17 protein-coding genes and 1 tRNA gene are annotated in these 24929 nt (G+C 69.8%); 5 read left to right on the top strand and 13 right to left on the bottom strand.

Annotated features, from left to right (window positions below):
- Positions 1–402 precede the first annotated feature (402 nt).
- The 3 genes from FCL41_RS06550 to FCL41_RS06540 are packed head-to-tail and all read right to left on the bottom strand — an operon-like array spanning position 403 to position 7965.
- On the bottom strand, positions 403–2103 hold the full coding sequence (locus FCL41_RS06550; RefSeq protein ID WP_137066715.1) for an MmpA family trehalose lipid delivery protein: 1701 nt from the start codon (positions 2101–2103) through the stop codon (positions 403–405).
- Between the two features lie 10 nt (positions 2104–2113).
- Positions 2114–3982, bottom strand: a complete 1869-nt coding sequence (locus FCL41_RS06545) for a hypothetical protein (RefSeq protein ID WP_137066714.1) — start codon at positions 3980–3982, stop codon at positions 2114–2116.
- Entirely contained in the window at positions 3979–7965 is a 3987-nt protein-coding gene (locus FCL41_RS06540) for an alpha-(1->3)-arabinofuranosyltransferase domain-containing protein (protein ID WP_137066713.1), read from the bottom strand. Before FCL41_RS06540 ends, FCL41_RS06545 begins: the two co-directional genes overlap by 4 nt.
- 170 nt (positions 7966–8135) lie before the next feature.
- On the opposite strand from FCL41_RS06540, the gene FCL41_RS06535 reads away from it, so the two are divergent.
- Positions 8136–8885: a class I SAM-dependent methyltransferase gene (locus FCL41_RS06535; RefSeq protein ID WP_137066712.1), complete on the top strand. Its 750-nt coding sequence runs from the start codon at positions 8136–8138 to the stop codon at positions 8883–8885.
- Between the two features lie 20 nt (positions 8886–8905).
- Here the strand turns inward: FCL41_RS06535 and FCL41_RS06530 are convergent, their stop codons facing one another.
- A complete protein-coding gene (locus FCL41_RS06530) occupies positions 8906–10030 on the bottom strand; it encodes a condensation domain-containing protein (RefSeq protein WP_137066711.1) in 1125 nt (374 codons plus the stop codon).
- Positions 10027–11268 carry an acyltransferase family protein gene (locus FCL41_RS06525; RefSeq protein ID WP_137066710.1) on the bottom strand — a complete coding sequence of 414 codons (1242 nt, stop codon included), beginning with the start codon at positions 11266–11268 and terminating at the stop codon, positions 10027–10029. The genes FCL41_RS06530 and FCL41_RS06525 overlap by 4 nt, the downstream gene beginning before the upstream one ends.
- A gap of 114 nt (positions 11269–11382) precedes the next feature.
- Here FCL41_RS06525 and FCL41_RS06520 point away from each other — a divergent pair, with 114 nt between their 5' ends.
- Positions 11383–12636 (top strand): lipopolysaccharide biosynthesis protein, encoded by a 1254-nt coding sequence (locus FCL41_RS06520; RefSeq protein ID WP_137066709.1) that lies wholly within the window; start codon positions 11383–11385, stop codon positions 12634–12636.
- Positions 12637–12667: 31 nt separating this feature from the next.
- On the opposite strand, the gene polA is transcribed toward FCL41_RS06520, so the two are convergent.
- Positions 12668–15343 (bottom strand): DNA polymerase I, encoded by a 2676-nt coding sequence (gene polA, locus FCL41_RS06515; protein WP_239021815.1) that lies wholly within the window; start codon positions 15341–15343, stop codon positions 12668–12670.
- Between the two features lie 72 nt (positions 15344–15415).
- On the opposite strand from polA, the gene FCL41_RS17245 reads away from it, so the two are divergent.
- Positions 15416–15877 (top strand): PaaI family thioesterase, encoded by a 462-nt coding sequence (locus tag FCL41_RS17245; protein ID WP_420846566.1) that lies wholly within the window; start codon positions 15416–15418, stop codon positions 15875–15877.
- Positions 15878–15898: 21 nt separating this feature from the next.
- On the opposite strand, the gene FCL41_RS06505 is transcribed toward FCL41_RS17245, so the two are convergent.
- Positions 15899–16474: a GNAT family N-acetyltransferase gene (locus FCL41_RS06505; RefSeq protein WP_170970302.1), complete on the bottom strand. Its 576-nt coding sequence runs from the start codon at positions 16472–16474 to the stop codon at positions 15899–15901.
- A gap of 276 nt (positions 16475–16750) precedes the next feature.
- Between FCL41_RS06505 and FCL41_RS06500 the strand changes: the two genes are divergently transcribed.
- A complete protein-coding gene (locus FCL41_RS06500; RefSeq protein ID WP_212723172.1) occupies positions 16751–18076 on the top strand; it encodes an ABC transporter substrate-binding protein in 1326 nt (441 codons plus the stop codon).
- 208 nt (positions 18077–18284) lie between these two features.
- Here the strand turns inward: FCL41_RS06500 and FCL41_RS06495 are convergent, their stop codons facing one another.
- From FCL41_RS06495 to FCL41_RS06475, 5 genes are all read right to left on the bottom strand, one after another.
- Positions 18285–19049, bottom strand: a complete 765-nt coding sequence (locus tag FCL41_RS06495; protein ID WP_137066706.1) for an ABC transporter ATP-binding protein — start codon at positions 19047–19049, stop codon at positions 18285–18287.
- On the bottom strand, positions 19042–20001 hold the full coding sequence (locus FCL41_RS06490) for an ABC transporter ATP-binding protein (protein ID WP_137066705.1): 960 nt from the start codon (positions 19999–20001) through the stop codon (positions 19042–19044). The genes FCL41_RS06495 and FCL41_RS06490 overlap by 8 nt, the downstream gene beginning before the upstream one ends.
- Positions 19994–21115, bottom strand: coding sequence for a branched-chain amino acid ABC transporter permease (locus tag FCL41_RS06485; RefSeq protein WP_239021814.1), 1122 nt, complete (start codon positions 21113–21115; stop codon positions 19994–19996). Before FCL41_RS06485 ends, FCL41_RS06490 begins: the two co-directional genes overlap by 8 nt.
- An 11-nt stretch (positions 21116–21126) precedes the next feature.
- Positions 21127–22446, bottom strand: coding sequence for a branched-chain amino acid ABC transporter permease (locus FCL41_RS06480; RefSeq protein ID WP_212723171.1), 1320 nt, complete (start codon positions 22444–22446; stop codon positions 21127–21129).
- 134 nt (positions 22447–22580) lie between these two features.
- On the bottom strand, positions 22581–23183 hold the full coding sequence (locus tag FCL41_RS06475; protein ID WP_275403770.1) for an ANTAR domain-containing response regulator: 603 nt from the start codon (positions 23181–23183) through the stop codon (positions 22581–22583).
- Positions 23184–23256: 73 nt separating this feature from the next.
- On the opposite strand from FCL41_RS06475, the gene FCL41_RS06470 reads away from it, so the two are divergent.
- A tRNA-Leu gene (locus FCL41_RS06470) sits at positions 23257–23330 on the top strand.
- Between the two features lie 66 nt (positions 23331–23396).
- Here FCL41_RS06470 and pyk read toward each other — a convergent pair.
- Entirely contained in the window at positions 23397–24845 is a 1449-nt protein-coding gene (gene pyk, locus FCL41_RS06465) for a pyruvate kinase (protein WP_137066704.1), read from the bottom strand.
- Between the last annotated feature and the right edge of the window lie 84 nt (positions 24846–24929).

Raw genomic sequence — 24929 nt, 5'->3', positions numbered from 1 at the left:
CGCGCGCCGCTCGCGAAGAAGGCCTCGACCCCTCCGGGTCGAGGCCTTCTTCAGGCTGACGGAGGAACGTCTCTGCCGCATCACGGGGACGCACGAAAACCTCGGAAGGACCAAGGTCCGTCCGAGGTTCGAAGACGTGAGGTCGGGTGGCCGACCGAAGTGTCAGTCGTCGCCGTACTGGCCGGCGCCCGGGGAGCCGGGACCTTCGTGGTCCGCGTCGACACCGGTCAGGCTGGCAACAGCGATGATCACGGTGATGACTGCGGCAACAGCGCCCGTGAGGAGCGAAATCAGCCAACCAAACCCGAACATGTAGTCCTCCCAGACCTCGTTACTTCCTTGCAGTATAGGCATCCCCAGCCCGGGCGTGGGAGACATTGCCCACGTTGCGGACCTGAGTCGTCACCTGAGCGTGAGCCGGAGCGCCAGGCCCGCCGTTCCGCAGAGGACCAGCAGGTCGAGGACGGCGTACGCCACGGGCCGCCACTCCCCCGCGTACGCAGCGTCCCCGGTCGGCTCGCGCAGACGCAGCAGGGTGAGCTGGTCGCCCTCGGCGACGACCTGCGTGCCGGCGGGCAGGACGACGTCCTCCGTGCTGCGGTGGACCAGCGCCCAGCGCACCCCCGCCGCGCTGAGCACGTCGGCCAGCTCGTCGGCGTCGTCGGCCCCACGGACCCGGGCGGACAGCGCACTCTCTCCACCGACCGTCCCCTCGGGCACCGTCAGCGCATCCTCGGTCACCATGCGCCCGGGGAAGAAGCGCGGTGCGGGGTCGAGGATGGTGCGTGGGGTCCAGTCGAAGCGACGGTAGGTGGAGAAGGGCAGCACCACGACGAGGTCGTCGTCGACGTCGAGCCGCTCCATCTCCGCGCGGACGTCGTGCCATTGCGCGGGGAACTCGTCGGAGTGCAGGAAGCCGCCGAGCCCCAGGGCGAACGACGGAAGTGCGGCCACCGGGGCGAGCAGGAAGCAGACCAGCCAGGCCCGACCCGCACCACTGCGGCCCGTCGACCACTCAGCCAGCCGCGCCACCGCTGCGGAGAGCCCGACGGCGGCGACCAGCACCCACGGAGCGACCCACTTCTGTCCGTCGCGCAGCAGGCCCCCTCCGGGCACGTGGAGCACGCACCACTCGACCGCTCCCTGGAGGGGACCCACGCCTCCGACGGCGGCGACGAGCACCGATCCCAGGCCCAGCGCCAGTGCCTGGCGCCACGGGAGGACCGGAGCCCGGCGCGAGGCCCACCACCCGTACGCGGCCACGAGCACCAGCGCGAGGCCGAGCGTCGCCGACAGCACGTCCCCGCGGTCTGCCGGGACGATCGACTCCTTCCAGATGCCCCCGAACGTGAGGAGTGACCCCAGCACCCCGAAGGGGGTGTCGGACGACGAGGCGAAGGCCTCCACCCCGAACGCGTCCGGGGGCAGCTGGTCGGCACCGTTGCCGAACGCCGGGACGATCCACGGCAGGTTGACGAAGAGGCCGAGTCCCAGGACGCGCGCGGCCGTGCGCCACTGGCCCAGCGCGAGCACCAGCGCCGTCACCGTGGTGAGCACGCCTCCTGTGGGCGACCCCCACCCGGCCACCGCGAGCGCCACCACGAGCAGCGCCCAGGCGCGATGCCTGGCCCGCCCTCCCTCGTCGGAACGGAGGGTGGCGACGGCGTCCGCCACCCAGGGCAGCGCGGCGTACCCGCACAGGAGCGCCCAGTGCCCGATCGCGAGGCGCTCGTGGACGTAGGGGTTCCACAGGAAGAGGACGATGCCGGCGGCACGGGCGAGGAACGGCAGGTTCCTCGTCAGGCGCGACATGCCCGCACCCGCGGCGATGAACGTGCCGGTCAGCACCAGCCGTTGCAGGAGCTCACCGGGGACCACGGTGGTCAGGAGCGAGACGATCGCGTCACCGGGCACGGCGCGGGGCACTCCCCCGTCGCCGCCGGTCCAGGTGTCCTTCCACGGCTGGTCAGGGACGAAGACCATGTCACCCACCAGGACGAACCCGCGGTCGAACAGCACGGGCCCGAGCACGAGCAGCATCACGCCGATCGTCAGCACCAGGTCGGGCCACCTCGACAGGCGGCGGCCTCCCAGCACGGTCACCGGGCCCTCGTCACGGCATGTCGGGCAGGGGCGCCGCCCCGGGCGCGCCCGCCACCAGGGTGGCGACGCAGACGGTCTGCGCCGGGTCCTCGAGCACGAAGGTCACCTCGGAGAACGAAGACTTCACCGGCAGGGTCACCTCGTGGACGCCGGACCGGATCGGGATCCGCACCGTCGAGTCGCCCGCCTGCACCTCGGCGTAGGTGTCTCCTCCGCTGAGGTAGGCGATCTCCATGACGTGGTCGCCGTCCGGCACCTCCTCCCGCATCGGGATCGTGCTGCGGGCACCGGTCACGGCCCACCCGCAGTCACCCGGCGGCGCCGGCTTCGAGGACACCGCCATGTCGACGTTGACCTCGCGCAGGATGCCTGCCCCGTCGACGATCCTCAGCACCTCGCTGGGCATGTCGAAGGTGGGCTGCTGCGGCAAGAGCCCCACGACGGTCGAGACCGTCGCGTCCTTGCCGAACAGCGCCGACATGATGCCCTCGGGGACCGGCCCGTCGAGCAGGACGATGCGGGGATCGAGCTCAAGTCCTGACCGGATGTAGTCCACGTAGGAGCGGTCGTCGGAGTTGTCCAGCTCGGGCACCATCACCCGGGTGGTCACGCCCGCCGACACCGTCACCGCGACCGTCAGCCCGAGGGCCACCGCCACGGGCGAGGCGACGACCACGCGACGCAGCTCGGCCGGGACCAGCGTCTTGCGCAACGCCAGGGCAACGATCACCACGACCACCGGGACGACGTCCGCGACGAAGCGCGAGACCATCCCCATGGCGGTGAGACCCTCCTTGGTCAGGAGCAGGACGACGCCCCCCAGCAGGAAGTTGACCACCAGCCCCACCCCGGCCACGAGCACCACGGGGTGACGCAGGGAACGCACGATCGGGACGAGGAGCAGCAGGCAGAGCGCCGCGGCCACCGCGAGTGGCCAGTTCTCCTCTGGCTCGAGGACCGTGGAGTTCATGGTGCCGCCCCACGGCCCGCCGAGCAGGCCGGAGACGCCTTGACGGACGTACTGCTCCAGCACGTACTTCACGTCGGAGAAGGAGTTGTTCCACCCGTAGCCGGAGCCCTCTCGCCCGACCCCGACGATGACCCGCGCGACGAGGGCGACCACGAGCAGGAGCCACGTCTTGGCGTAGCGGGTCGCGGCGCCCCACAACCGGGCGCCGACGCCGGCCTCCTCGTCGGGGAGCATCGCGGCCACCACGACGAACGCGAGGAACGGCAGCGCCAGGGACCGGTCGCTGCACACCAGGACGAGCAGGAGGCAGACGGTGCCCACGCCCACGCCCGGCTGCCACCCACGCCGGAGGTTCGCCAGGAGGGCGGAGACCCCGAGCAGCAGGAGGACGACCGTGGGGAGGTGGGTCGAAGCGAGGCTCCACCACATCGTCGTGCCGAGGGTCAGGGGCGTGAAGAGCGCTACCGCGAGGAGCGGGAGCTTGACCCAGCGGTCGGCGAGGATCTGGGTGAGCACCACCCACATGAGCACCGCCGCCACGGCCTGCAGGACCACGACCACGAGCGTCACGGCACCCCAGTCAATGCCGGCCACACGCGTCGTCGCCCAGAAGACGAGGTTGCCGATCGGCGAGAACTCACCGGCGTGCGGCGCGGCCAGGTGGGCCAGGTCGAGCGGTTCGTCCGCCGCTCGGCGGAGCATGAGGTAGTCGTCCTGCGTGAAGAAGCCACCGGCGACCGAGGTGCCGCGCCAGATCGCCTGGACCGTGATGAGCAGGACGGCCACGATCCCGACCGGCGACCGGAACGAGTCCTTGGCCATGGCGAGCCACGAGAAGTTCGCAGGCGCCTCAGCGCGGCGTCGCGGCTGCGTCCTGGTGGGGTGGACCTCGGTGTCGGTGTCGCTCATCGTTCCTCTTCCCCGTCCGGTCGCACCAGGCTCATCAGCAGCAGACCCACCGCCACCCCAGCGGTCCAGTCGGCCCACGACACGTGCACGCCCTCGCCCCGCCACGCGGAGACTGCCTGCGCGGTCGTGGCCACCACGACGAGCACGGACGGTAGCACCAGGCGAGGTGCGGCGCGGTCGATCAGGAACAACCCGATGAGGATGCCCACGGCGACGGGGACGCCCGTCAGGATCCAGGCCATGACGGCGAGGGCGACGTAGAACAGGCGGGAGCGACGACGCAGACACCGCAGCGGCTGGACGGCCTCGCGACCGTTCGAGCGGCCCCCGCGCCGCAGCTCGAGCACCACGGCCACGGCGAAGAGCAGCAGGGCGGCCACGGCGCCGACGTACAGCTGCGTGCGGTAGGTCAGGTCAGGGACGAACTGGAGCGTCACCTCGCCGCCCGCGCCCTCGGGCAGCTTGAAGCCCTGCTGCCAGCTGTCGAGCCGCAGCGGCTCGAGCTCCTCACCGTCGAGGGTGGCGCGCCACCCGATGTTGACGTTCTCCGGGATGCGCAGCACGCCTTCGGGGCCCGCCCCGACGGAGACCCGACGCTCGGTCGGACCCCAGTCGAGGATCGCCACCTCACGTCCGCGCCTGCGCTCCTGCAGCGGAGCTCCCCCGGCCGGCGTGAGCGTCAGCGTCGTGACCGCGAACTGGTCCGTCGAGGTGACCGAGAGCCGGTGCTGCCCCGCCTCGAGCACGAGGTCGTCGTCACTGCACAGCTCAAGGTCGAGCGGCGTCCCGGCCACCACCGCGCCGGTCTCACCGATGACCTTGGTGCGGTACTTCTCGCCGTCGACCATGAGCTCGGGGCCGAACCCGCAGCCGGCGCCGGTGACCTGGTTGGGGAGCCACGGCACCTTCAGGTCGTCGACCCCGTCGAGGTAGAGCTCGCCGATGGCCAGCGGAGGGAGCTCCTCACCGCTGGGGCGGTTGGCGAGCGTGGGGAACGTGATCCGTGCGCCCGTGGCCGTGATGGGCTCGAAGCGGCCCAGCGAGCCCTCGCGCAGGTCGACCTCGCGGCGTTCGCCGCCCGCCTCGATGATGGCCTTGACCGGCTGGGAGGAGTTGAGCGAGGCGAGGTCGTAGCGGATCCGGTCGATGGTCCGCTCGACTCCCCACTCGAGGTTGAGGCCGGGGTTGGTCTCACCGGGCGCGGCGACCCACGGAGTCGTCGGGTTGTCGTCGACGGCTCGCTGGCCGCTCACCGACGGGTCCCAGGCCGTCGTGCTGGTCGCGAACGCCTTGAGCTTCTTCGGGAACGGGTTGAGGAGCACCGCTGCCTCCTCGGTGCTGCGGGCCACCACCTGCGCCCGCACGGTGTAGCGACCCTTGCCCGACGTCGCGAACCGTCGGTTGAGGCCGTGCTCCTCCTCGCTCGCGCGCGCGGTGCTGACGTCGCACTGCGGGCCGAAGCCGATGTCGACGCAGGCGCGCCGGTGCGGGCGGGCACGGAAGACGAAGGAGGAGTCACCGTCGGCGCCGCTGTCAGGCAGGACGAGGCTGCGCTCGATCTCCACGCCGCGGAAGGAGACCTCGCGCAGGGCGACGTAGCCGTACTCGGGGTCTCCGAAGACCTCGAGGACGGTGATGCGCACCTTCGAGGTCGGTGCTCCGGTCAGCGGGATCACGACCTCGCCGGTGGCCGGGTCGACGCTGCGCTCGAAGGTGCGGTTCCCGACCTCCACGCGGACCTTGCGGATCGGCACGGTGGAGGCGAGGTCGACCGCAGCCACGAGACGGATCTCGTCGAGCGGCTCGGGCTCGGAGAAGCGCAGCTCGAGCCACTGCCCCGTCGGCGACTCCATGGGGGCGGAGCGCCAGTACGTCTGCTCCTCCCCGTCGACCGCGGCAAAAGGCCCCATCTCGGGCTGGATGGCCCCGAGCGAGTCGACGTAGCCGGACGAGGACGAGGCGGTCACCGCCGCGAGGGAGGTGTACTGGGCCACCACGCGGTCGCTCTCCGAGACGCCCGGGTAGTCGTGGGCCACCCGCTTGACGCGGTAGGCCTCTTCGGACGACATCACCTGGCTGACGGAGTCGGCGAGTCGGCCGAACTGGCGCTCACGACGCCGGAAGCCGTCGCCGACCACGTCGGGCGTCTGCGACCAGCCCTCCTCGGAGCGGTTGACCGTCACCTCGCCGGGGTTCAGCAACCCGGCCTCCATCGCCGACAGGGTGTCCTCGGGGCCACCCGCGAGCGTCTTGACGGAGTCGATGTCGACGGCCTCGAGCAACGGGACGTTGCGGTCGACCTCGAAGATGTCGATCATCGACTGCCCACCGACCGCGGCGGTGCCGTAGGAGGCCACCTTCTCCAGCCCCGGGCTCAGGCTCAGCGCCTGGTCGACACGGGCAGGGGAAGGCGCCTCGGTGGCCCACAGGTCGAGGTCACGGCGTACGAGGACGTGCTTGATGCCGGCGCGTGCCAGCGCGTCGGCGAGCACCGGGGAGCCCACGCCGTCCTGGATGCGCTCCTCGATCGCGTCGAGGTAGCGGATGGTGGCGCCCGGGGCGAGCGGCACCTGGCTGCGCGACACCCAGGGCGACCTGGCCAACGGCTGGATGGGCTCGTCGATGGTCCAGCCCCACGTCTGCTGGCCGAATCCGGCGCCCGGGAGGATCAGGGTCCGCCCCTGTCCCGAGTGGGTCTCGAGGTAGTCGGCAGCCTCGTACCAGGCCTGCGGAATCTCCTTCCAGCCCGGCTTGCGGATCTGGTCCACGAAGAGCGGCTGGGCGGAGGCGAGCAGCAGGACGACCGAGAGCCCCAGCACGACGGGACGGGCGTACCGTGCCCGCTCGGCGCCGAGGCGCTGCCGCGTCAGGCCCACGGCCCACGAGCCGAGCACGCCGACGCCGTGGGCGAAGCCCATGGCCATCGGCAGGCGCACGATGGGGTCGAGCTTGTGGATGTTGCGGAACGGGCTGAGGACACCGTCGAGCAGCTCACGGAACGTGGGTGCGAACGGCCCGGCCAGGACGTCGTTGTGCCCCATGCCCAGGAGCAGGATCCCCGTCAGGGCGCTGAGGGCGAGCGGCAACCGCCACGGCATCCGGGGGTGGAAGAGGCCGAAGAGGCTCACGGCAGCGACGGCTCCCGTGATGCCGACGAGCCAGGGGTCGGTGGACAGCTCGTAGGAACCCGGCCACCACGGGCGTCCGCCGACCCAGACGAACGAGAGCCAGTGGTCGGCGCCGCGCGCGACGTTGGCCCATCCCAGCGGGGCGGTGGTCGAGGCGGCCGTCTCGATGTAGTTCAGGAACGGAGGGCTGTACTTGCCCTGGGTGAGCAGGGCGAGCACCCACCACAGGGTGGCGAGGATGACGGCGAGCGGCCACCACAACGCCAGGCGGCGGCCGGTGCGCTCCTTCATCGCACAGAGGATCACGAACCCCGGAAGGGGCAGCGCCATCAGGACCTCGGTGGCGTTGACGCCCCCCATCAGCAGGACCGCGACGCCCGACCACGCCGCGCCGAGCAACGGCGAGAGGTGGCCACGCAGGGCCAGCACGAGGGGCAGCACGACCCAGGGCAGCATGGCGGTCGGGTGGATCTCGCCCGTCAGCGGGCCGGACAGGCCGAGGAGGCGCGGCGAGAAGGCGTACGCCAACCCCGCGAGCATCGGCAGCCACGGGCGGGAACGGGGCGCGTCCAGCACGGTGAACAACCGCCGCGCTCCTTCGTACGCCACCACGAGCAGCAGCCCGGACCACAGTCGCTGGACCACCCACTCCGGGAGCCCTGCCACCTCGCCGGCGTAGAAGAAGGCGCCGTGCGGGAACAGGTAGCCGTAGGCCTGGTTCTGCATCTCCCCGAAGGCGCTCATCGGGTTCCATGCGGTCAGCGTGCGGTCGAGGAATCCGCTGGCGTCGACGGAGAGGTCGAGCTTCGTGTCGAAGGTCGTGTCACCCACGCGCTGGCGGAAGGAGAACGCCATGAGGGCCGCCCACACGAGCACGTGCGGCCAGAACCGTCGGTGGACATCGGTGAACGCTGTCCTCAGACCCAACCGCACAGTGAGAATCCCGCCTTGCAATAAGACAACTCGGTAGTAACCTGCGGGGCACCTTACCTGCAGCACACTCACTCCACGAGGGGTCCAAAGCAATGTCCCAGGCAGATGTCCCGCACGTGCCCAGCGAGCGCGGTTCAGCCCCCGTGACGTTCGACGAGGCCTGGGCAGCCGTCCAGGACGTGCCGGGCTGGCTGAAGGAGGGCCAGGCGCGGATCCTGTGGGACGAGGCCAGCAAGCTCGGCCCCGGCGCCAAGGTCCTCGAGATCGGTTCCCACCAGGGTCGTTCCACGATCATCCTGGGCGAGGCACTGCGCGCCAAGCACGGCACGGTCTACGCCGTGGACCCCTTCGTCGAAGGGCGCCTCTTCGGTGGTCTGTCGACGAAGGAGAAGTTCGAGCGCAACATCGCCGCGAACGACCTCGGCTCGGTCGTCGAGCTGGTGCAGGACTACAGCACCGGTCTGCGCCCCGGCTGGACCACGAGCTTCGACATGCTCTACATCGACGGCAAGCACGACTACTGGACGCTGTCGGACGACCTCAGGTGGAGCGTCCACCTGCCCGAGGGCGGGGCCATCGTCATCCATGACTGCTTCTCGTCGATCGGCGTGACGCTCGGCATCCTGCGCCACGTCCTCTTCTCGTCGACCATCGCCTACGAGCGTCGCAGCAACTCCCAGGCGCTCTTCCGGGTCGGCCGGCCGAGCGCTGCGGACCGCGCGCGGATCCTGGCCGAGATGCCGTGGTGGATCCGCAACGTCTTCATCAAGGTGCTGCTGCGCCTGCGTCTGCGACCGCTCGCCCGGCTGGTCGGTCACGACTCGCCCTACGACCCCTACTGAGCCGACCTGGCGGCTCGGGGCTACGGGGTCGAGCCCACCCGCTCCTCGACGAGGCGCAGCAGCGTCTGCGCCTCGTCGTCGGAGAAGTCGCTGCGACGCGTCCGCAAGGACAGCGTGGAGCCGTGCGTCGTCGACACCAGACCCACACCCACCGCCTGGGGACCGTTGACCGCGGGGAACATCGCCATCGAGACGAGCCCCTCCCCCGTCACGATGCCCAGGTTGCTGACGTTGACGGTGTAGCCCAGCCGGTTCTTCAGCGCTCGCGTGACCATCGGGCCGATCCCGCCGGCCGACGTCTCCGGAAAGGTCGGCTCGGGCTCCGCGGCACGCAGGGCCTGCCTCACCTCGTCGAGCCCCCACTGGGGTTTGAGGGCGATGCGGAAGTACGCGGTCTGCCGGTCCGGAGCGGTCTCCCCCGGCACCCGGCGCGAGGCACCCATGACGACCAGGAAGCGCCGTCCGCCGCTGGTGCCGCGCCGCGGCCACGAGGCATGGATCGAGTTCAGGGCGGCGCAGACCCGGGCGCCGTTGACCGTGCCGGAGGGCTCCCGCAGCTGCCGCAGCCGCTCCGGCCGTCCGGCCGCCTCGGGCTCCGGCGTCCCCGAGAACCGCGCGGGCGGCGCGACGATCGCCTCGGCCAGGCGCAGCACGCTGGAGAGCAGGAAGCCGCGTGACGACGTCCGCTCCCCCACGCCCCGGGCGGACGAGGCGAGGGGACGCCCGACCACCGCCGACATGATGGCGATCAGGCCGAGGCCGTCGCAGACCCCGTGGTGGGCGGTGACGAAGAAGGTGGTGGCGTCCTGCGACGCCAGCAGCCGTACGAGGTGACCGTCGTCGCCGAACGGCGCGCTCGCGCTCTGCTCGCGTACGTCCGTCCACTCGTCCTCCCCGACGACCTGCAGCGTGGGCACCACGCCCAGGTGCGGGTGCGCCGCGACCAGGGCATTGATCCGGGCGCCCACCTCGGCGAGGTCCACCGGGGCGTCGAAGGTCGCCTCCAAGGAGATGCCCCACGTGACGTCGGGATCGCCGTAGAGACCGACGACCGCCCGGGCCATCCTCAGCGCCTCGGCGCCATCCACCTCGGGCACAGCCACCGGCGCGAGGGGCGGCCGGTCGGGCCCCTGCGCCGGGGTCACGTGGCCGTCCCTCCCCGGGCCTCGTCGGCGCTCGCGACGCGCACGCCAGCCGGACGCGCGGCGCGCGCGCCTCCCCTGGGACTCGAGGGGGTGAGCCTCTTCGAGAGGTTCATCGCCGGCACCTCGACCCAGGCATAGCTCGCGGCTCCGAGGAGGTAGGAGAGCGGGAGGATGGCCAGCAACCACACGACGAGTCCGAAGACCCCCTCGGGGAACGTGTAGTCCTCGTACAGCATGACGACCAGGGGCAGGTGCCACAGGTAGATGCCGTACGACCAGCGGCCGCTGGCCTGCATCCAGCGCGTGGCGAGGAAACGGTTGAAGGGGGCTCTGGGCGGCGAGAAGATCGCGATCAGCAGCAGGGTGCCCGCCAGCCCGAAGGCGCATCCGTCACGGACCAGCTCCTCCGACAGGCTCAGGAAGCCGAAGTTGTGCTCGCCGCCGAACTGGGAGGTCCCGACGAGGGCGAAGAGCAGCGCCAGCAGCGGCAGCAGCCACGGGTCCTCCATGAGCAGGCGCCCACGAGAGATGCTGAGCATCCCTGCCCGCTCGGCCTCCATCACCGTGGCGACCATCGCCCCGAACGCGAAGCAGACGATGTACTTGAGCAGCCACATCCCCGCGCTCTGCCACGGCGCACCCTCGTGGACGTACCACACCCAGCCGGCGGAGATGGGGAGCGCGGTGAGCATCAGCCACACCTGCACCTTCACGCGGTGCCTGGCGGGCACGCGGCTCATCACCACGAACGAGATGGCCGCCAGGGCCGGGACGAACACGTACCAGGTGAGCTCGGTGCCCATCGACCAGGCCTGCTGGAGCCCTTGGGTCAGCCCGAAGTACTGCAGCGTGTTCAGGAGGGTGAGCTCCTTGAGGTACTGCCCGAACGAGCTGGGCACCGCCGCCGGGTAGATGAAGTACCAGACGTGGAGCACCGCCCAGTAGGCCGGGAAGATGCGCAGGATGCGTCGGATCGAGTAGTTGCGCAACGAGGGCAGCGGTCCCACCCCGAGCGTCCAACGGCTGAACGGCCGGTAGAGCAGGAAGCCCGAGAGCACGAAGAGAGCGATCGGCCCGTAGCCGTGGACCCCCAGCCACGGATACTCCGTGCGCCCAGCCGTGTGGATGACCACGACCATGATGGCGGCGAATCCACGCATGCCGGTGAGCGACGAGATCTGGGCGTCCCTCACCTGCCTGACGGAGGGGTCGACCCCGGTCACTTCTGTCGCTGCCACGGCCACATCTAAGCACGACGAACGTGCTCTGTCTCACGTGATCGGCAGGCTCCGGGAGGCCAGGAAGCCGCGTCCCCTTACCCGCGGGTAGGGCATGTGCCTAGACTCGCGCGAGTGAGTTCGCTGACCCGCAGGGCTGGAGCCGTCATGAGCACGGGCGCCGGCATCGCCGTCGCCATGGTGGTGATGAATGTGGGCAGCTACGGCCTCACGATGCTGGCGGCCCGCATGCTCGGGCCCGGCGAGTACGGCGTGCTGGCCGCCTCCATGAACCTGCTGCTGGTGATCGGGGTGGGGGCCCTCGGGCTGCAGGCCACCGGTGCCCGCCGCATCTCGGCACACCCGGAGAGCGTCGCCCAGATCGAGGCCGAGATCCTGCGCATCTCGTGGAGGGTGGCCTGGGGCCTGGGCTTTGCCCTGCTGCTCCTCGCTCCGGTCGTCGACCGGGTGCTGAAGCTGGACAACCTCGCTCTCTCGCTGCTGATCGCAGCCGCGTCAGTCCCCCTGACGGTGGCCGGTGGCTACTTCGGCATCCTCCAGGGCGAACGGCGCTGGCTCCCTCTCGGTGTCCTCTACATGGCCAGCGGAGTCCCGCGGCTCGCCATCGGGGTGGCTCTGATGGCGTGGAGGCCGAGCGCCCTGATCGCCTTCCTGGCCGTCGTCCTCGGCTCCCTGGTCCCGGTCGCACTGGGATGGTGGATCCTGCGCGGCTCCCGCGCCGCCAGCGAACGCAGCGACTCCCACTCCGGAGCGGCCGTCCTGCGCGAGATGGTCCACAACTCCCAGGCGCTGCTGGCCTTCTTCGCGCTCTCCAACGTGGACGTGATCGTCGCGCGCAACACCCTCGACGGCCACCAGGCGGGTCTCTACGCGAGCGGCCTGATCCTGGCCAAGATGTTGACCTTCCTGCCCCAGTTCGTCGTCGTCGTGGCCTTCCCTTCGATGGCCACCGCCGGCGAGCGGACGCGTGCCCTCACCCGCAGCCTCTTCGCCGTGGCCGGGCTGGGTCTGCTGTGCACCACAGCGGTGACGATCGCCGCGCCGCTGGTGCTCTCCCTCGTCGGCGGCCAGGAGTTCGCCGAGATCCAGGGCAAGCTGTGGGTCTTCGCCCTGCTCGGCACGATGCTCGCCCTGCTCCACCTCGTCGTCTACTCCGTGCTCGCCCGTCAGGGGCAGCGGTCCTCGTACGTCGTGTGGGCCGCCCTGGCCGTGCTCGTGGCAGGCGGACTCACCACCGAGAGCGTCGGGGGGCTGCTGACCTGGGTCATGCTCGTGATCGGCTCGCTGCTCGCGCTGCTGATCGGGGTCAGCTACTACCTGGTGCGCAAGCCCATGGTGACGCGGGTGGACTCCGACGCTCTGGTCTGAGCGCCGGACTCCTGCTCTGAGCGTCAGGCCCTCAGTGCGCGGCCTCGTGCCAGCTGTGGCCGGTGCCCACGGAGACGTCGAGCGGGACCAGCAGGTCGGCCGCGGCGCCCATCTGCTCGCGGACGAGGGCCTCGAGCGTCTCCGCCTCGCCCGGAGCGACCTCGAGGACGAGCTCGTCATGGACCTGGAGCAGCATCCGCGACGCCGAGCCCGACTCGGTCAGTGCCCGGTCGACCCCGCGCATGGCCACCTTGACGAGGTCGGCCGCCGACCCCTGGATCGGGGCGTTGAGCGCCATCCGCTCGGCCATCTCGCGACGCTGCCGGTTGTCGCTGGTCAGGTCGGGCAGGTAGCGGCGACGCCCCATCAGGGTCTCGGTGAACCCGGTGCGCCGCGCCTCGTCGACCGTGCCCTGGAGGTAGTCACGCACTCCCCCGAACGTCTCGAAGTAGTCCTCCATCAGCACCCGAGCCTCGGACGGCTCGATCTTGAGCTGCTGGGAGAGGCCGAACGCCGAGAGGCCGTAGGCGAGGCCGTAGTTCATCGCCTTGATCTTGGCCCGCATCTCCGACGTCACCTCGTCGGGGGCGACCCCGAAGACGCGCGAGGCGGTGGTCGAGTGGAAGTCGCGGCCGGAGCGGAACGCCTCGATGAGGAGCTCGTCCTGGGAGACGTGCGCCATGATGCGCATCTCGATCTGGGAGTAGTCCGCGGTCATCAACGACTCGTAGCCCTCGCCCACGACGAACGCCTCACGGATGCGACGCCCCTCCTGGGTCCGGACCGGGATGTTCTGGAGGTTCGGGTCGGTGCTGGAGAGACGGCCGGTGGCCGCGATGATCTGGTTGAACGTCGTGTGGATGCGGCCGTCGGGAGCCACGGTCTTGAGCAGTCCCTCGACGGTCTGGCGCAGGCGGGTGACGTCGCGGTGGCGCAGCAGGTGCAGCAGGAACGGGTGCTCGGTCTTCTCGAAGAGCTGCTGGAGGGCGTCAGCGTCGGTGGTCCACCCGGTCTTGGTCTTCTTGGTCTTGGGCATGCCCAGCTCGTCGAAGAGCACGACCTGGAGCTGCTTGGGGGAACCGAGGTTGATCTCCTTGCCGATCACGGCGTACGCCTCGTCGGCGGCCCTGCGCACCTCCGCGGCGAACTCCTGCTCCAGGCCGGTGAGGTGGTCGAGGTCGACCCCGATCCCGGTCTGCTCCATCCGGGCGAGGATGTGGACGAGCGGGAGCTCGACCTCCGCCAGGAGCGCGGTGCCACCGTGCTCCTCGACCGTCTCGGCGAGCGCCTCGGCGAGGTCCAGCACCGCACGGGCCCGCAGCATCGCGTTGTCGGCGACCGCGTCGTCCTCGTCGAAGAGCGCCCCCTGGCCGGAGTCGCTCTCCTCCTTCAGCTCGCGACGCAGGTAGCGCACGGTGAGGTCGGCCAGGTCGTAGGAGCGCTGGTCCGGGCGGACGAGGTAGGCCGCCAGGGCGGTGTCGCTCGTCAGCCCCTGCAGCTCCCACCCGTGGGCGGCGAGCGCCAGCATCGGTCCCTTGGCGTCGTGGAGCACCTTGCCTCGGGCCGGGTCGGCCAACCAGGCCGCCAGCGCGGCGTCGTCCTCCGGGCTCAGGGTCTCCACGTCGACGTACGCCGCGTGGCTCGACCCGGCGGCCATCGCCAGGCCCTCGATCCTGCCGGTGCCGGCGCCCCACGTGCCGCGGACGTGAAGGCCCATGGTGTCGCCGGCGTGCTCGTCGAGGAAGGCGGCGACCTCCCCGGGCGCGAGGGTGCGTCCGGTGACGTCGAAGCCGGAGTCGTCGGTCTCCTCGACGGAGGTCAGCGAGTCGAAGAGACGGTCGCGCAGGACCCGGAACTCCAGGCCGTCGAAGAGCGTGTGCACCTCCTGGCGGTCCCACGGACGTCGGACCAGGTCCTCGGGGAAGAGGTCGAGCGCAAGGTCGCACACCAGCGCGTTGAGCCGGCGGTTCCGGATGACGTCGCCGAGGTGGGCGCGAAGGTTGTCGCCGGCCTTGCCCTTGATCGCGTCGGCCTGCGCGATCACGTTGTCCAGGCCGTCGTAGGTGGTGATCCACTTCGCGGCCGTCTTCGGCCCCACCCCGGGCACGCCGGGCAGGTTGTCGGAGTCCTCGCCCACCAGCGCCGCGAGCTCGGGGTAGCGGTGCGGAGGGACGCCGTACTTCGCCTCCACGGCCTCCGGCGTCATGCGCGCCAGCTCCGAGACGCCACGCATCGGGTAGAGCACGGTCGCGTGCTCGCCCACCAGCTGCAGGGAGTCACGGTCACCGGTGAGGATCAGGACGTCCATCCCGGCCGCCACGGCCTGGGTGGAGAGGGTCGCGATGATGTCGTCGGCCTCGTAGCCCGCCATGGAGAGGTGGGGGATGTGGAGCGCGTCGAGCACCTCCTGGATCAGCGGGACCTGCGACTTGAAGCCGTCGGGGGTCTTGTTCCGCTTCGCCTTGTACTCCGAGTACTCCTCGAGGCGGAAGGTCTGCCGCGACAGGTCGAAGGCCACCGCGACGTGGGTCGGCTCCTCGTCCCGCAGCACGTTGATGAGCATCGAGGTGAAGCCGTAGACCGCGTTGGTCGGCTGCCCCGTGCTCGTGGAGAAGTTCTCCTCGGGGAGGGCGAAGAAGGCCCGGTAGGCCAACGAGTGGCCGTCCAGCAGCAGGAGGCGGGGGCGGGAGGAGGACGTCTCAGTCACGACAGAGACCTTATCCGCAGCCACCGACGTGCCCACGCGGTGCTGCGGCCCCCGGTCTGCACAATGGGGCCCATGAGCAACCACCCCATGAACGTGCCCGACGTCGACCCCGACCTCAAGGACGCCTCGGCGCAGGAGCTGCTCGCGAGCCTGCGCGACATGAGGGGCGCGTTGAACGAGAAGATGGGCATCGAGCTGGTCGAGGTCAGCGCCGAACGGGTCGTCGGAACCATGCCGGTCGAGGGCAACACCCAGCCCTACGGCCTGCTCCACGGCGGGGCCTCGGTGGTCCTGGCCGAGTCGCTGGGCTCCGTCGGTGCCGCGATGCACGGTCACCCTGAGCGGATCCCCGTCGGCGTGGACATCAACGCCACCCATCACCGTTCCGCGGTCCAGGGCACCGTCACCGGCGTGGCCACGGCCGTCCACCTCGGCCGGACGAGCGCCTGCTACGAGGTCGTCATCACCGACGAGCAGGGACGACGCCTCTGCACCTCACGCATCACCTGCGCGCTGATCCCTCCGCGCAGCTGAGAGGCGGTCGCTGCGTACGAGTCAGGAGATGACGCGCGGTGCGCGCCGCCCCCGGCGGGCTGCCAGCACCTTGTCGATGTGGCGTCCGCTGGGCACGGCACTCATCCGCGACTGACGTACGGCGGGGAGGCGCTGCCTCAGTCCGGTCGTCGTCGCCAGGCGAAGCGTGGCCACCGGGCCCATCGAGAGGCGCGCGAAGAAGCGGTTGGCGTCACGCGAGGCCGAGAGTGCAGCAGCCCCGACGATGCCGATGCCTCGCTCCTCGGCGAAGGCGGCAGCCGCCTCCATCAGGGCCGAGCCGACGCCGCGACGGTGGTGGCCCGGCATCACGTGGGGCGCAAAGGTGCGCACCATCGGTTCGAGGTTGAGCGTCGACACGACGCAGGCCCGCAGGTGGACCGCACCGACCACCTGGCCGTCGATCTCCGCGACCACGATGCGGCAGTCGTCGTCCCCCTCTGCGGCGACGAGCACGGCACGGAGGTCGGCCAGCTGTTCCTCCCGGGTGGTCGGACGGAGCACGTCGCTCCAGAGTTCCCGAAGAACCACCACGTCCGACTCGGTGGCGGTCCGGATGAGCACCGACGCACGCGACATGTCACACCTCCCACTGACTGACCCCGGCGCCTGAGCCCCCCGCAGCGCCGCCACCAGAGTACTCATGGATCGGACCGGTGGGCACCAGTGCCTTCCCCGCCCGGTCGGGCAGCGCACCCCGCCAGCGCGTTCCCGCCCGTCGGTAACGGTTCGGCAACGACGAGCCGTGCGTGTTCTCTCTCACACCTGCCGCCCCTACATTGACTCCACTGGGCCCTCCTCGGGACGGGCGTGGGTCGAATCAGTCGAGCAGTGCAGACCAGAAAGGTTCGCTACGTGAATCGCACCAGCACTCCATCGTGGCTCAAGGTGATGGCCGGAGCCGCAGCGCTCTCGCTCACCCTCACCGCCTGCGGCAGCGAGTCCAACGACAACGACAAGGACAAGGACGCAGACGCCGCTTCGTACACCAACGATGTCTGCAAGGGCGACGTGACCAGCGCCGACACCTTCAAGGTCGGTGGCATCCTCCCGCTCACGGGCAACCTGGCGTTCCTCGGACCGCCGGAGATCGCCGGAGTAGGCCTGGCCGTCTCCGACATCAACGCGGCAGGCGGCGTCGACGGCGCCAAGGCGTGCCACCAGATCGAGGACTCCGGCGACTCGACAGACCTCTCGGTCTCCACCGCCGCAGCCAGCGAGATGGTCTCGGCGAAGCCCTCCGTCGTCATCGGTGCCGCGTCGTCCAGCGTCTCGCTGAACTTCGTCGACACGCTGACCAGCAACAAGATCGTCCAGATCTCGCCGGCCAACACCGCGACGGACCTGAGCGGCTACTCGGACTACTACTTCCGCACCGCTCCCCCGGACACCATCCAGGGCAGCGCGCTCGGCACCCTGATCGCCACCGACGGTCACAAGAAGGTCGCCTTCCTGGTCTTCAACGACACCTACGGCACCGGTCTGCGCAACTCCACGCAGAAGGCCATCGAGGAAGCCGGCGGCGAGGTCGTCTACGGCGGCAAGGGTGACGGCAACGAGTTCCCGGCCGGACAGACCACGTTCTCCGCCGAGGTGACGGCCGCGCTCAACACGCAGCCCGACGCCATCGTGGTGCTCGCCTTCGACGAGACCAAGGCGATCATCCCGGAGCTGGCCAACCAGGGCTGGGACATGTCCAAGACCTACTTCACCGACGGCAACACCGCCGACTACAGCGAGGTCTTCGACGAGGGCACCCTCGAGGGCGCGCAGGGCACCATCCCGGGCCCGAACCCCGACCAGAAGTTCAAGGACAACCTGTCGGGTTGGTTCAAGTCGGCCGAGAACAAGGACCTCACCGACTTCACCTACGGCGCGGAGGCCTACCACGCCGTGATCCTGGCCGCGCTCGCAGCGACCAAGGGTGGCGACACCACTCCGCAGACCATCCAGAAGAACCTGGCTGCGGTCTCCGGTGCGGTGGACGGCTCCGAGGAGTGCAGCACCTACGAGGACTGCGTGAAGCTCCTCGAGGACGGCAAGGACATCAACTACCAGGGTCCTGCCGGCATCGGCCCGATCAACAAGCAGAACGACCCGGGCTCGGCCTTCATCGGAATCTTCCAGTTCCAGAAGGACAACACCATCAAGTGGGCCACCGAGGTCGAGTCCAGCAGCTGATGCCACTCGCACCTCCCGCGCACTGAGCGCAGCAGGAGGGCCCGGACCGACAGGTCCGGGCCCTTCGTGCGTCCTGGCTCCGGGACCGTCATGCCCGCACCTGTGGACAGGCGTCGCCCTCACCGCGCGACGACACAAGCACTGAGCCCCGTACGCCGTGTGGCGCACGGGGCTCAGTGCTGGCGTCCTGCGTGCGTACGCGAAGGGCTCAGGCCCCTTCGTCCTTCGTCTTGACGTCCGTCGCAAGCGTGCCGAGGTAGAGCTGGATCACCTTGGGGTCGTCGGCGAGCTCCCGCCCGGTGCCGGTGTAGGCGTCGCGGCCCTGGTCGAGCACGTAGCCGCGGTCACAGATCTGCAGGCACCGGCGGGCGTTCTGCTCCACCATCACGATGCAGACACCCGTCTTGTTGATCATGCGGGTGCGCAGGAAGGTCTCGTCCTGGCGCACCGGCGAGAGCCCTGCGGAGGGCTCGTCGAGCAGCAGCACGGACGGCTCCATCATGAGCGCTCGCGCCATCGCCAGGGACTGACGCTCACCACCGGAGAGCGCTCCGGCCTGCTGGTTGCTGCGCTGGTGCAGGACGGGGAAGAGGTCCCACATCGCGGCCAGGCGCTCGTTCACCTTCTTGGGGCGCAGGAAGAGCCCCATCCTGAGGTTCTCCTCGACCGTCAACGACGGGAAGACGTTGTTGGTCTGCGGCACGAAGCCGACGCCCATCTCCACGAGACGGTTGGTCCGCGCATTGGTGATGTCCTCGCCGTGCAGCCGGACCGTGCCCTCGTGCACCTGGACCAGGCCGAACATGGCCTTCAGCAACGTCGACTTGCCAGCGCCGTTCGGACCGATGATGCCGATCATCTCGCCCGCATGCGCCTTGATGGAGCAGCCGTTGAGGATGTTGACGCCCGGGAGGTATCCCCCCACCAGGTTCTGCGTCTCGATGACCACCGGCTTCGAGGTCGCGTCACTCATTCGCGTTCTCCTGCTTCTTGACCTCCGTGGCCAGCTGGGCCATGGTCTCGTCGGTGAGCAACGAGTCGTCGCCCAGGTCGGCGTCGTGGTGGGCGCCAAGGTAGGCATCGATCACGGCGGAGTCGTTCATCACGACGTCCGCCGTGCCCTCGGCCACGATCTTGCCCTCGGCCATCACCACCACCCAGTCGGAGATGTGGCGCACCATGTGCATGTCGTGCTCGACGAAGAGCACGGTCATGCCCTCGTCACGCAGGCTCTGGATGTGGCCCAGCAGCGACTGCGTCAGCGCAGGGTTCACGCCGGCCATCGGCTCGTCGAGCATGATCATGGTGGGATCGGTCATCAGCGCGCGCGCCATCTCGAGGAGCTTGCGCTGACCACCCGAGAGGCTTCCGGCGTAGTCGTCCTTCTTGTCCAGCAGCTTGAAACGGTCGAGCAGCTCCTTGGCCTTGGCCTCGACCTCACGCTCCTGGGCCGACCAGAGCGGCTTGATCCAGGCCTTGAAGAGGTTCTCCCCCGCCTGGTCCGTCGCCCCGAGCATCATGTTGTCGAGCACGGTCATCCGGTTGAGGGCCTTGGTCAGCTGGAACGTGCGGACCATGCCGGCCTGGGCGACCCGGGACGGAGAGGTCTTGCCCATGCTCTTGCCCTCGAAGCTCCACTGCGCCCCCTTGCCGGCGGACGTGGGCTTGTCGAAGCCCGTGATGAGGTTGAAGAACGTGGACTTGCCCGCGCCGTTGGGACCGATCAACGCAGTGATGATGCCGCGTTCCACCTCGAGGTGCTCGACGTCGACGGCAGTGATGCCGCCGAACGAGCGGGTGATGTTGTCGACCGACAGGATGGGATCGGGCTTGGCGCCGCCCGGGCGGGCCTCGAAGCCCTCCACGAGGGCGCGACGGGCAACCGGATCCGCGTGGACGACGCGGGGCGTGGAGCTCTCAGACATTGAAACGCAACTCCCTCTTGTCGCCCAGAATCCCCTGAGGCCTGAAGATCACCAGCAGCATCAGGGCGACACCCACGACGATCCAGGAGAACTGCTCGGTCTGCTGGCTGTTCATGATGGCGCTGGGCACGACCACGTCGGCGGTGCCCTTGATGAAGATGCGCACGGTGAAGAAGAGGATCGAGCCGAGCACCGGCCCGAAGATGGTGGCGGCCCCACCGAGCAGCAGTGCCGTCCAGGCGAAGAAGGTCATCGCGCGCCCCATCGAGTCGGGCTGCACCGAGGCCGGCAGCACGTAGACCATGCCCCCGAGAGCTCCGAGCATGCCGCCGATCAGCAACGCCTGCATCTTCACCGCGAAGGCGTTCTTGCCCAGGCTCATGATCGCGAACTCGTCCTCACGGATGCCCCGCAGCAGGCGGCCCCAGGGGCTGCGGGCCAGCAGGAAGACGAGCAGGACGCAGAGCGCGACGAGCGACCACGCGACGAACCGGACCCACCATCCGTTGACCCCGGTCATCTGGTAGTCGAGGAAGAAGATGCTGGCCTCGCCGTCACCGAAGAAGGACAGCTCGGTGAAGGGGTCGCGGTACCGCTTGCCCTGCAGTCCCTGAGCGGCGCCCGTCACGTCGGTGAGCAGGGCCGAGCGACCGACGTAGCGGATGATCTCCGCCGCCGAGATGGTCACGATGGCCAGGTAGTCACCGCGCAGCTTCAGCGTCGGGATGCCCAGCACGAGGCCGAAGATCGCCGCCACGAGCAGGCCGATCAGCACGGCACCGACCAGGGGCACGCCTTCGATCAGGGAGATGGTGAACCCGTAGGCACCCAGCAGCATGAACCCGGCCTGACCCATGTTGAGCAGGCCGGTGAAGCCGAAGTGCACGTTGAGCCCGATGACCGCGATGGCGACTGCGGCGGTCTGGGGGCTGATCGCCTCGCGGGCCATCGCCCGGGCGATCGACCCGGCCTCGCCGGGCACGAACTCGCCCACGAGCAGGAGGAGCACGAAGCCCCCCAGCATCGAGGCGGCGATCAGGAGTGCCCGACGAGCCGGGGAGCGCCGCGACTCGGTCGTTTCGGTGAGGCTTCGAGCCTCTGCGTCGATCGACATCGTGTCCCCTTCTAGCCGACTCGCTCCGCCTTGCCGAGCAGGCCCTGGGGCCGCACCAGCAGGAGGAGGATGAGGATGAGCATGGCGGTCGCGTACTTGAAGTCACCCGGGATGCCCACGACCGGGGCGAGCTCGACGACCAGGCCGATGATGAGCGAACCAACCAGGGCGCCGAAGGCCGTGCCGAGTCCGCCGAGGGTGACGGCCGCGAAGAGCAGCAGGAGGATCTGCATGCCCGAGTCCCACTTGATGCCGTTGGTGACCAGGGCGTACATGACCCCGGACAGGCCGGCCAGAGCGGCAGAGACCGTCCACACCAGGCGGATGACCTTGTCGACGTCGATGCCGGAGGCGGCGGCCAAAGCCGGGTTGTCGGCGACCGCTCGGGTCGCCCGGCCGATCCGGGTGCGCAGCAGCGCGAAGCCGACCGCGGCGAGCACCACGACCGAGATCGCCATGGCGGCGAACGACTGCTGGGTCATCGTGATGGGACCGATCTCGGTCACGCTGGGGTTCTCGCGGACCACCCGGACGGTGGCCGCACCCACGAAGTACTGGAAGCAGTACTGCAGGGCGAGCGAGAGACCGATCGTCACGATCATCATCTGCGTGAGGCCGAGCCCGCGACGTCGCAACGGCTGCCAGATGACCCGGTCCTGGGTCCACCCGGTCATCGCGCAGATGAGGACGGTCAACGCGGCTCCCAGCCAGAGGTTGAGGCCGCCCACGTTGACCAGGCCGTAGGCCAGCATGCCGCCGAGCGTCACCTGCTCGGCGTGGGCGAAGTTGGAGAGCTTGGTGGTGCCGTAGATCAGGGAGAGGCCGACCGAGGCCAGCGCCAGCAGCAGGCCCAGGCGGAGGCCGTTGGCCGTGCTCTGGGCGAGGTACTCGGCGAAGCTGCGCTCCGAGGAGTAGCTGGTCGTCCGCACCTCGATGAGCGCGGCGGTGGTGCCGCCGAGCCGTGCTCGCGCGGTCACCTTGCCGTCGGTCGCCACGTCGTCAGGCAACGTGTCCTCGACGATGGTGACCTCCCAGGGGCCCTCCTCGGTGACCTGGAGGTTCCACTTGCCGGTCGCGCTCGTGGTGACGCTCTGCTCTTCCCCGGACGGGGAGACGAGCTTGATGTCGACCCCTTCGAGGACGCCTTCCTCCGTACGCAGCGTGCCCGCGATGCAGCCCGCCTCCGGCGTCGGCATGCACAAGGTGTCGGCCGCGTGGGCGGGCATCGGGGCCAGCAGCCACGTCAGGCCGACCGCGATGGCCAGGGCAGCGGCGCGCGTCAGCGCGCCACGTCGACCGTTACCGCTCCACGTGCGTGGATGACTCTTCACCCGTTCCTCCCATCGTCGCGCCTCTGGGACGCACCCGAAGTGTAGGGAGGAATCGAGCCGCTGTGCAGTACCTCACACCTCAGCGGCCACAGTGATGCCAAATGGTGACCTTGGGGCGAGAGACCCCGCAGAAGTCAGCCTTGGGCGATCCCGGGACCGTGCTCGATGACGCCCGCTGCGACCTGTCGCATCGACAGGCGCAGGTCCATCGCGGTCTTCTGGATCCAGCGGAAGGCGTCGACCTCCGACAGGCCCAGCTCGTTCTGGAGAAGACCCTTGGCACGGTCCATCGTCTTGCGCGTCTCGAGCCGTTCGGCGAGGTCGGCGACCTCCGACTCCAGGGCCCGGACCTCGGCGAACCGCGCGACGGCCATCTCGATGGTGGGCGCGAGGTCGGTCTTGCTGAAGGGCTTGAGCAGGTAGGCCATGGCGCCGGCGTCCCGGGCACGCTCGACCAGCTCTCGCTGGCTGAACGCGGTGAGGATCACCACCGGGCAGATCCGCTGGGCGGCGATGCGCTCAGCGGCCGCGATGCCGTCCAGGACGGGCATCTTGACGTCGAGGATGACCAGGTCCGGACGCAGCTCCTCAGCGAGCTCGATGGCTCGTTGCCCGTCGGCGGCCTGCCCGACCACGTCGTAACCCTCCTCGGCCAGCATCTCGGCCAGGTCCATGCGGATGAGGGCTTCGTCCTCGGCGATCACGACGGTGGGAGCAGGGAGGGCGGCGGCAGTCACGTACCGAGGTTATCCCCTCCCCCGGCGCGCGTGGACGCCACGGGTCTGCAGTAAGTTGTGTCGCGGTGAGCTGGCCCCGGTATCCCAACCGGTAGAGGAAGCGGTCTCAAACACCGTCCAGTGTGGGTTCGAATCCCACCCGGGGCACGCACCACGAAGGGCGCTCGACCAGTGGTCGAGCGCCCTTCGTCACGCGGTGGGTCAGTCAGTGGGTCAGCCCTCGGTCCGGTAGGCCGGCGCCACTCCCTTGATGGCGTCTCCCATGCGGTGGACGCGCAGGGCGTTGGTGGAGCCGGGGATGCCCGGCGGCGTGCCGGCGGTGATGACGATGAAGTCCCCCTCCTGCACCCGGCCGGAGGCCAGCAGCACCTCGTCGACCTGGCGCACCATCTCGTCGGTGCTGCCCACGTCAGCGGTCTGGAGCGGCTCCACGCCCCAGCTCAGCGAGAGCTGGCGCACGGTTTCGGCCAGGGGGCTGAAGGCCAGCAGCGGGATGGCGCCCCGGTAGCGGGCCAGGCGTCGGGCCGAGTCACCGCTCTGGGTGAAGGCGACCATGAACTTGGCGTCCATCCGGCCGGCCACCTCGGCGGCCGCCTTGGAGATGACGCCGCCCTTGGTGCGCGGCTGCCAGTCGACCGCCGCCATGCGCGCCAGGCCGTGGTCCTCGGTGTTCTCGACGATGCGCGCCATCGTGCGGACGGTGGCGATCGGGTGGCGCCCCACGCTCGTCTCACCGGAGAGCATCACGGCGTCGGCGCCGTCGAGCACGGCGTTGGCGACGTCGGAGGTCTCGGCGCGGGTCGGCGCCGGGGCGTTGATCATCGACTCGAGCATCTGGGTGGCGACGATCACCGGCTTGGCGTGACGGCGGGCCAGATCGATCAGGGTCTTCTGCAGCAGGGGGACCTGCTCGAGGGGGCACTCCACGCCCAGGTCGCCGCGCGCCACCATCAGTCCGTCGAACGCGTCGATGATCGCCTCGCGGTTGTCGATCGCCTGGGGCTTCTCGATCTTGGCGATGACCGGGACGGTGATGCCCTCCTCGGCCATGATCGCCCGCACGTCGTCGGCGTCCTCGGCATGGCGCACGAAGCTGAGGGCGATGAAGTCGACGCCCTGGTGCAGCGCCCACCGCAGGTCGTCGGTGTCCTTGTCGGACAGGGCCGGCACGGAGACCGCGACGCCGGGAAGGTTGATCCCCTTGTGGTTCGAGACGGGGCCTCCCACGATCACCTTGGTCCGCACGTCCTGACCGTCGACGGAGACCACCTCGAGTCGGACCTTGCCGTCGTCGATGAGGATCGGGTCGCCGGGGTGCACGTCACCGGGCAGCCCCTGGTACGTCGTGCCGCACTCGTCGGCATCCCCCTCGACGTCGCGGGTGGTGATGGTCCACGCCTGTCCCGGGATCAGGACGGCCGAGCCCTCACGGAAGGCGCCCAGGCGGATCTTCGGCCCCTGGAGGTCGGCGAAGATCCCGATCGCACGACCGGTCCGCTCGCTCACCTCCCGGACCATCGCGTATCTCCGCGCGTGTTCGGCATGGTCGCCGTGGCTCATGTTCAGGCGGGCGACGTTCATCCCCGCCTCGAGGAGCTCCGCGATCTTCTCAGGGCTGTCGACAGCCGGGCCAAGGGTGCAGACGATCTTTGCTCTACGCACGGGACGAGTCTAGCGGTCCGGGCTGACTCCCCCCGTGTCGTCGAAGTGTCAAGGGGATGAACGCAGCCCCTTCGGTCACGAATT

It is taken from the genome of Nocardioides jishulii (assembly GCF_006007965.1).
Classification (GTDB): domain Bacteria; phylum Actinomycetota; class Actinomycetes; order Propionibacteriales; family Nocardioidaceae; genus Nocardioides; species Nocardioides jishulii.
This window is presented reverse-complemented; position numbering and strand designations above follow the sequence as displayed.

Excerpts from the sequence above, each read along its gene's own strand:
- FCL41_RS06545 (WP_137066714.1), bottom strand. The coding sequence starts at position 3,982 with ATGAGCGACACCGACACCGAGGTCCACCCCACCAGGACGCAGCCGCGA.
- FCL41_RS06540 (WP_137066713.1), bottom strand. The coding sequence starts at position 7,965 with ATGGCGTTCTCCTTCCGCCAGCGCGTGGGTGACACGACCTTCGACACG.
- FCL41_RS06535 (WP_137066712.1), top strand. The coding sequence starts at position 8,136 with ATGTCCCAGGCAGATGTCCCGCACGTGCCCAGCGAGCGCGGTTCAGCC.
- FCL41_RS17245 (WP_420846566.1), top strand. The coding sequence starts at position 15,416 with ATGAGCAACCACCCCATGAACGTGCCCGACGTCGACCCCGACCTCAAG.
- FCL41_RS06505 (WP_170970302.1), bottom strand. The coding sequence starts at position 16,474 with ATGTCGCGTGCGTCGGTGCTCATCCGGACCGCCACCGAGTCGGACGTG.
- FCL41_RS06495 (WP_137066706.1), bottom strand. The coding sequence starts at position 19,049 with ATGAGTGACGCGACCTCGAAGCCGGTGGTCATCGAGACGCAGAACCTG.
- FCL41_RS06490 (WP_137066705.1), bottom strand. The coding sequence starts at position 20,001 with ATGTCTGAGAGCTCCACGCCCCGCGTCGTCCACGCGGATCCGGTTGCC.
- FCL41_RS06485 (WP_239021814.1), bottom strand. The coding sequence starts at position 21,115 with ATGTCGATCGACGCAGAGGCTCGAAGCCTCACCGAAACGACCGAGTCG.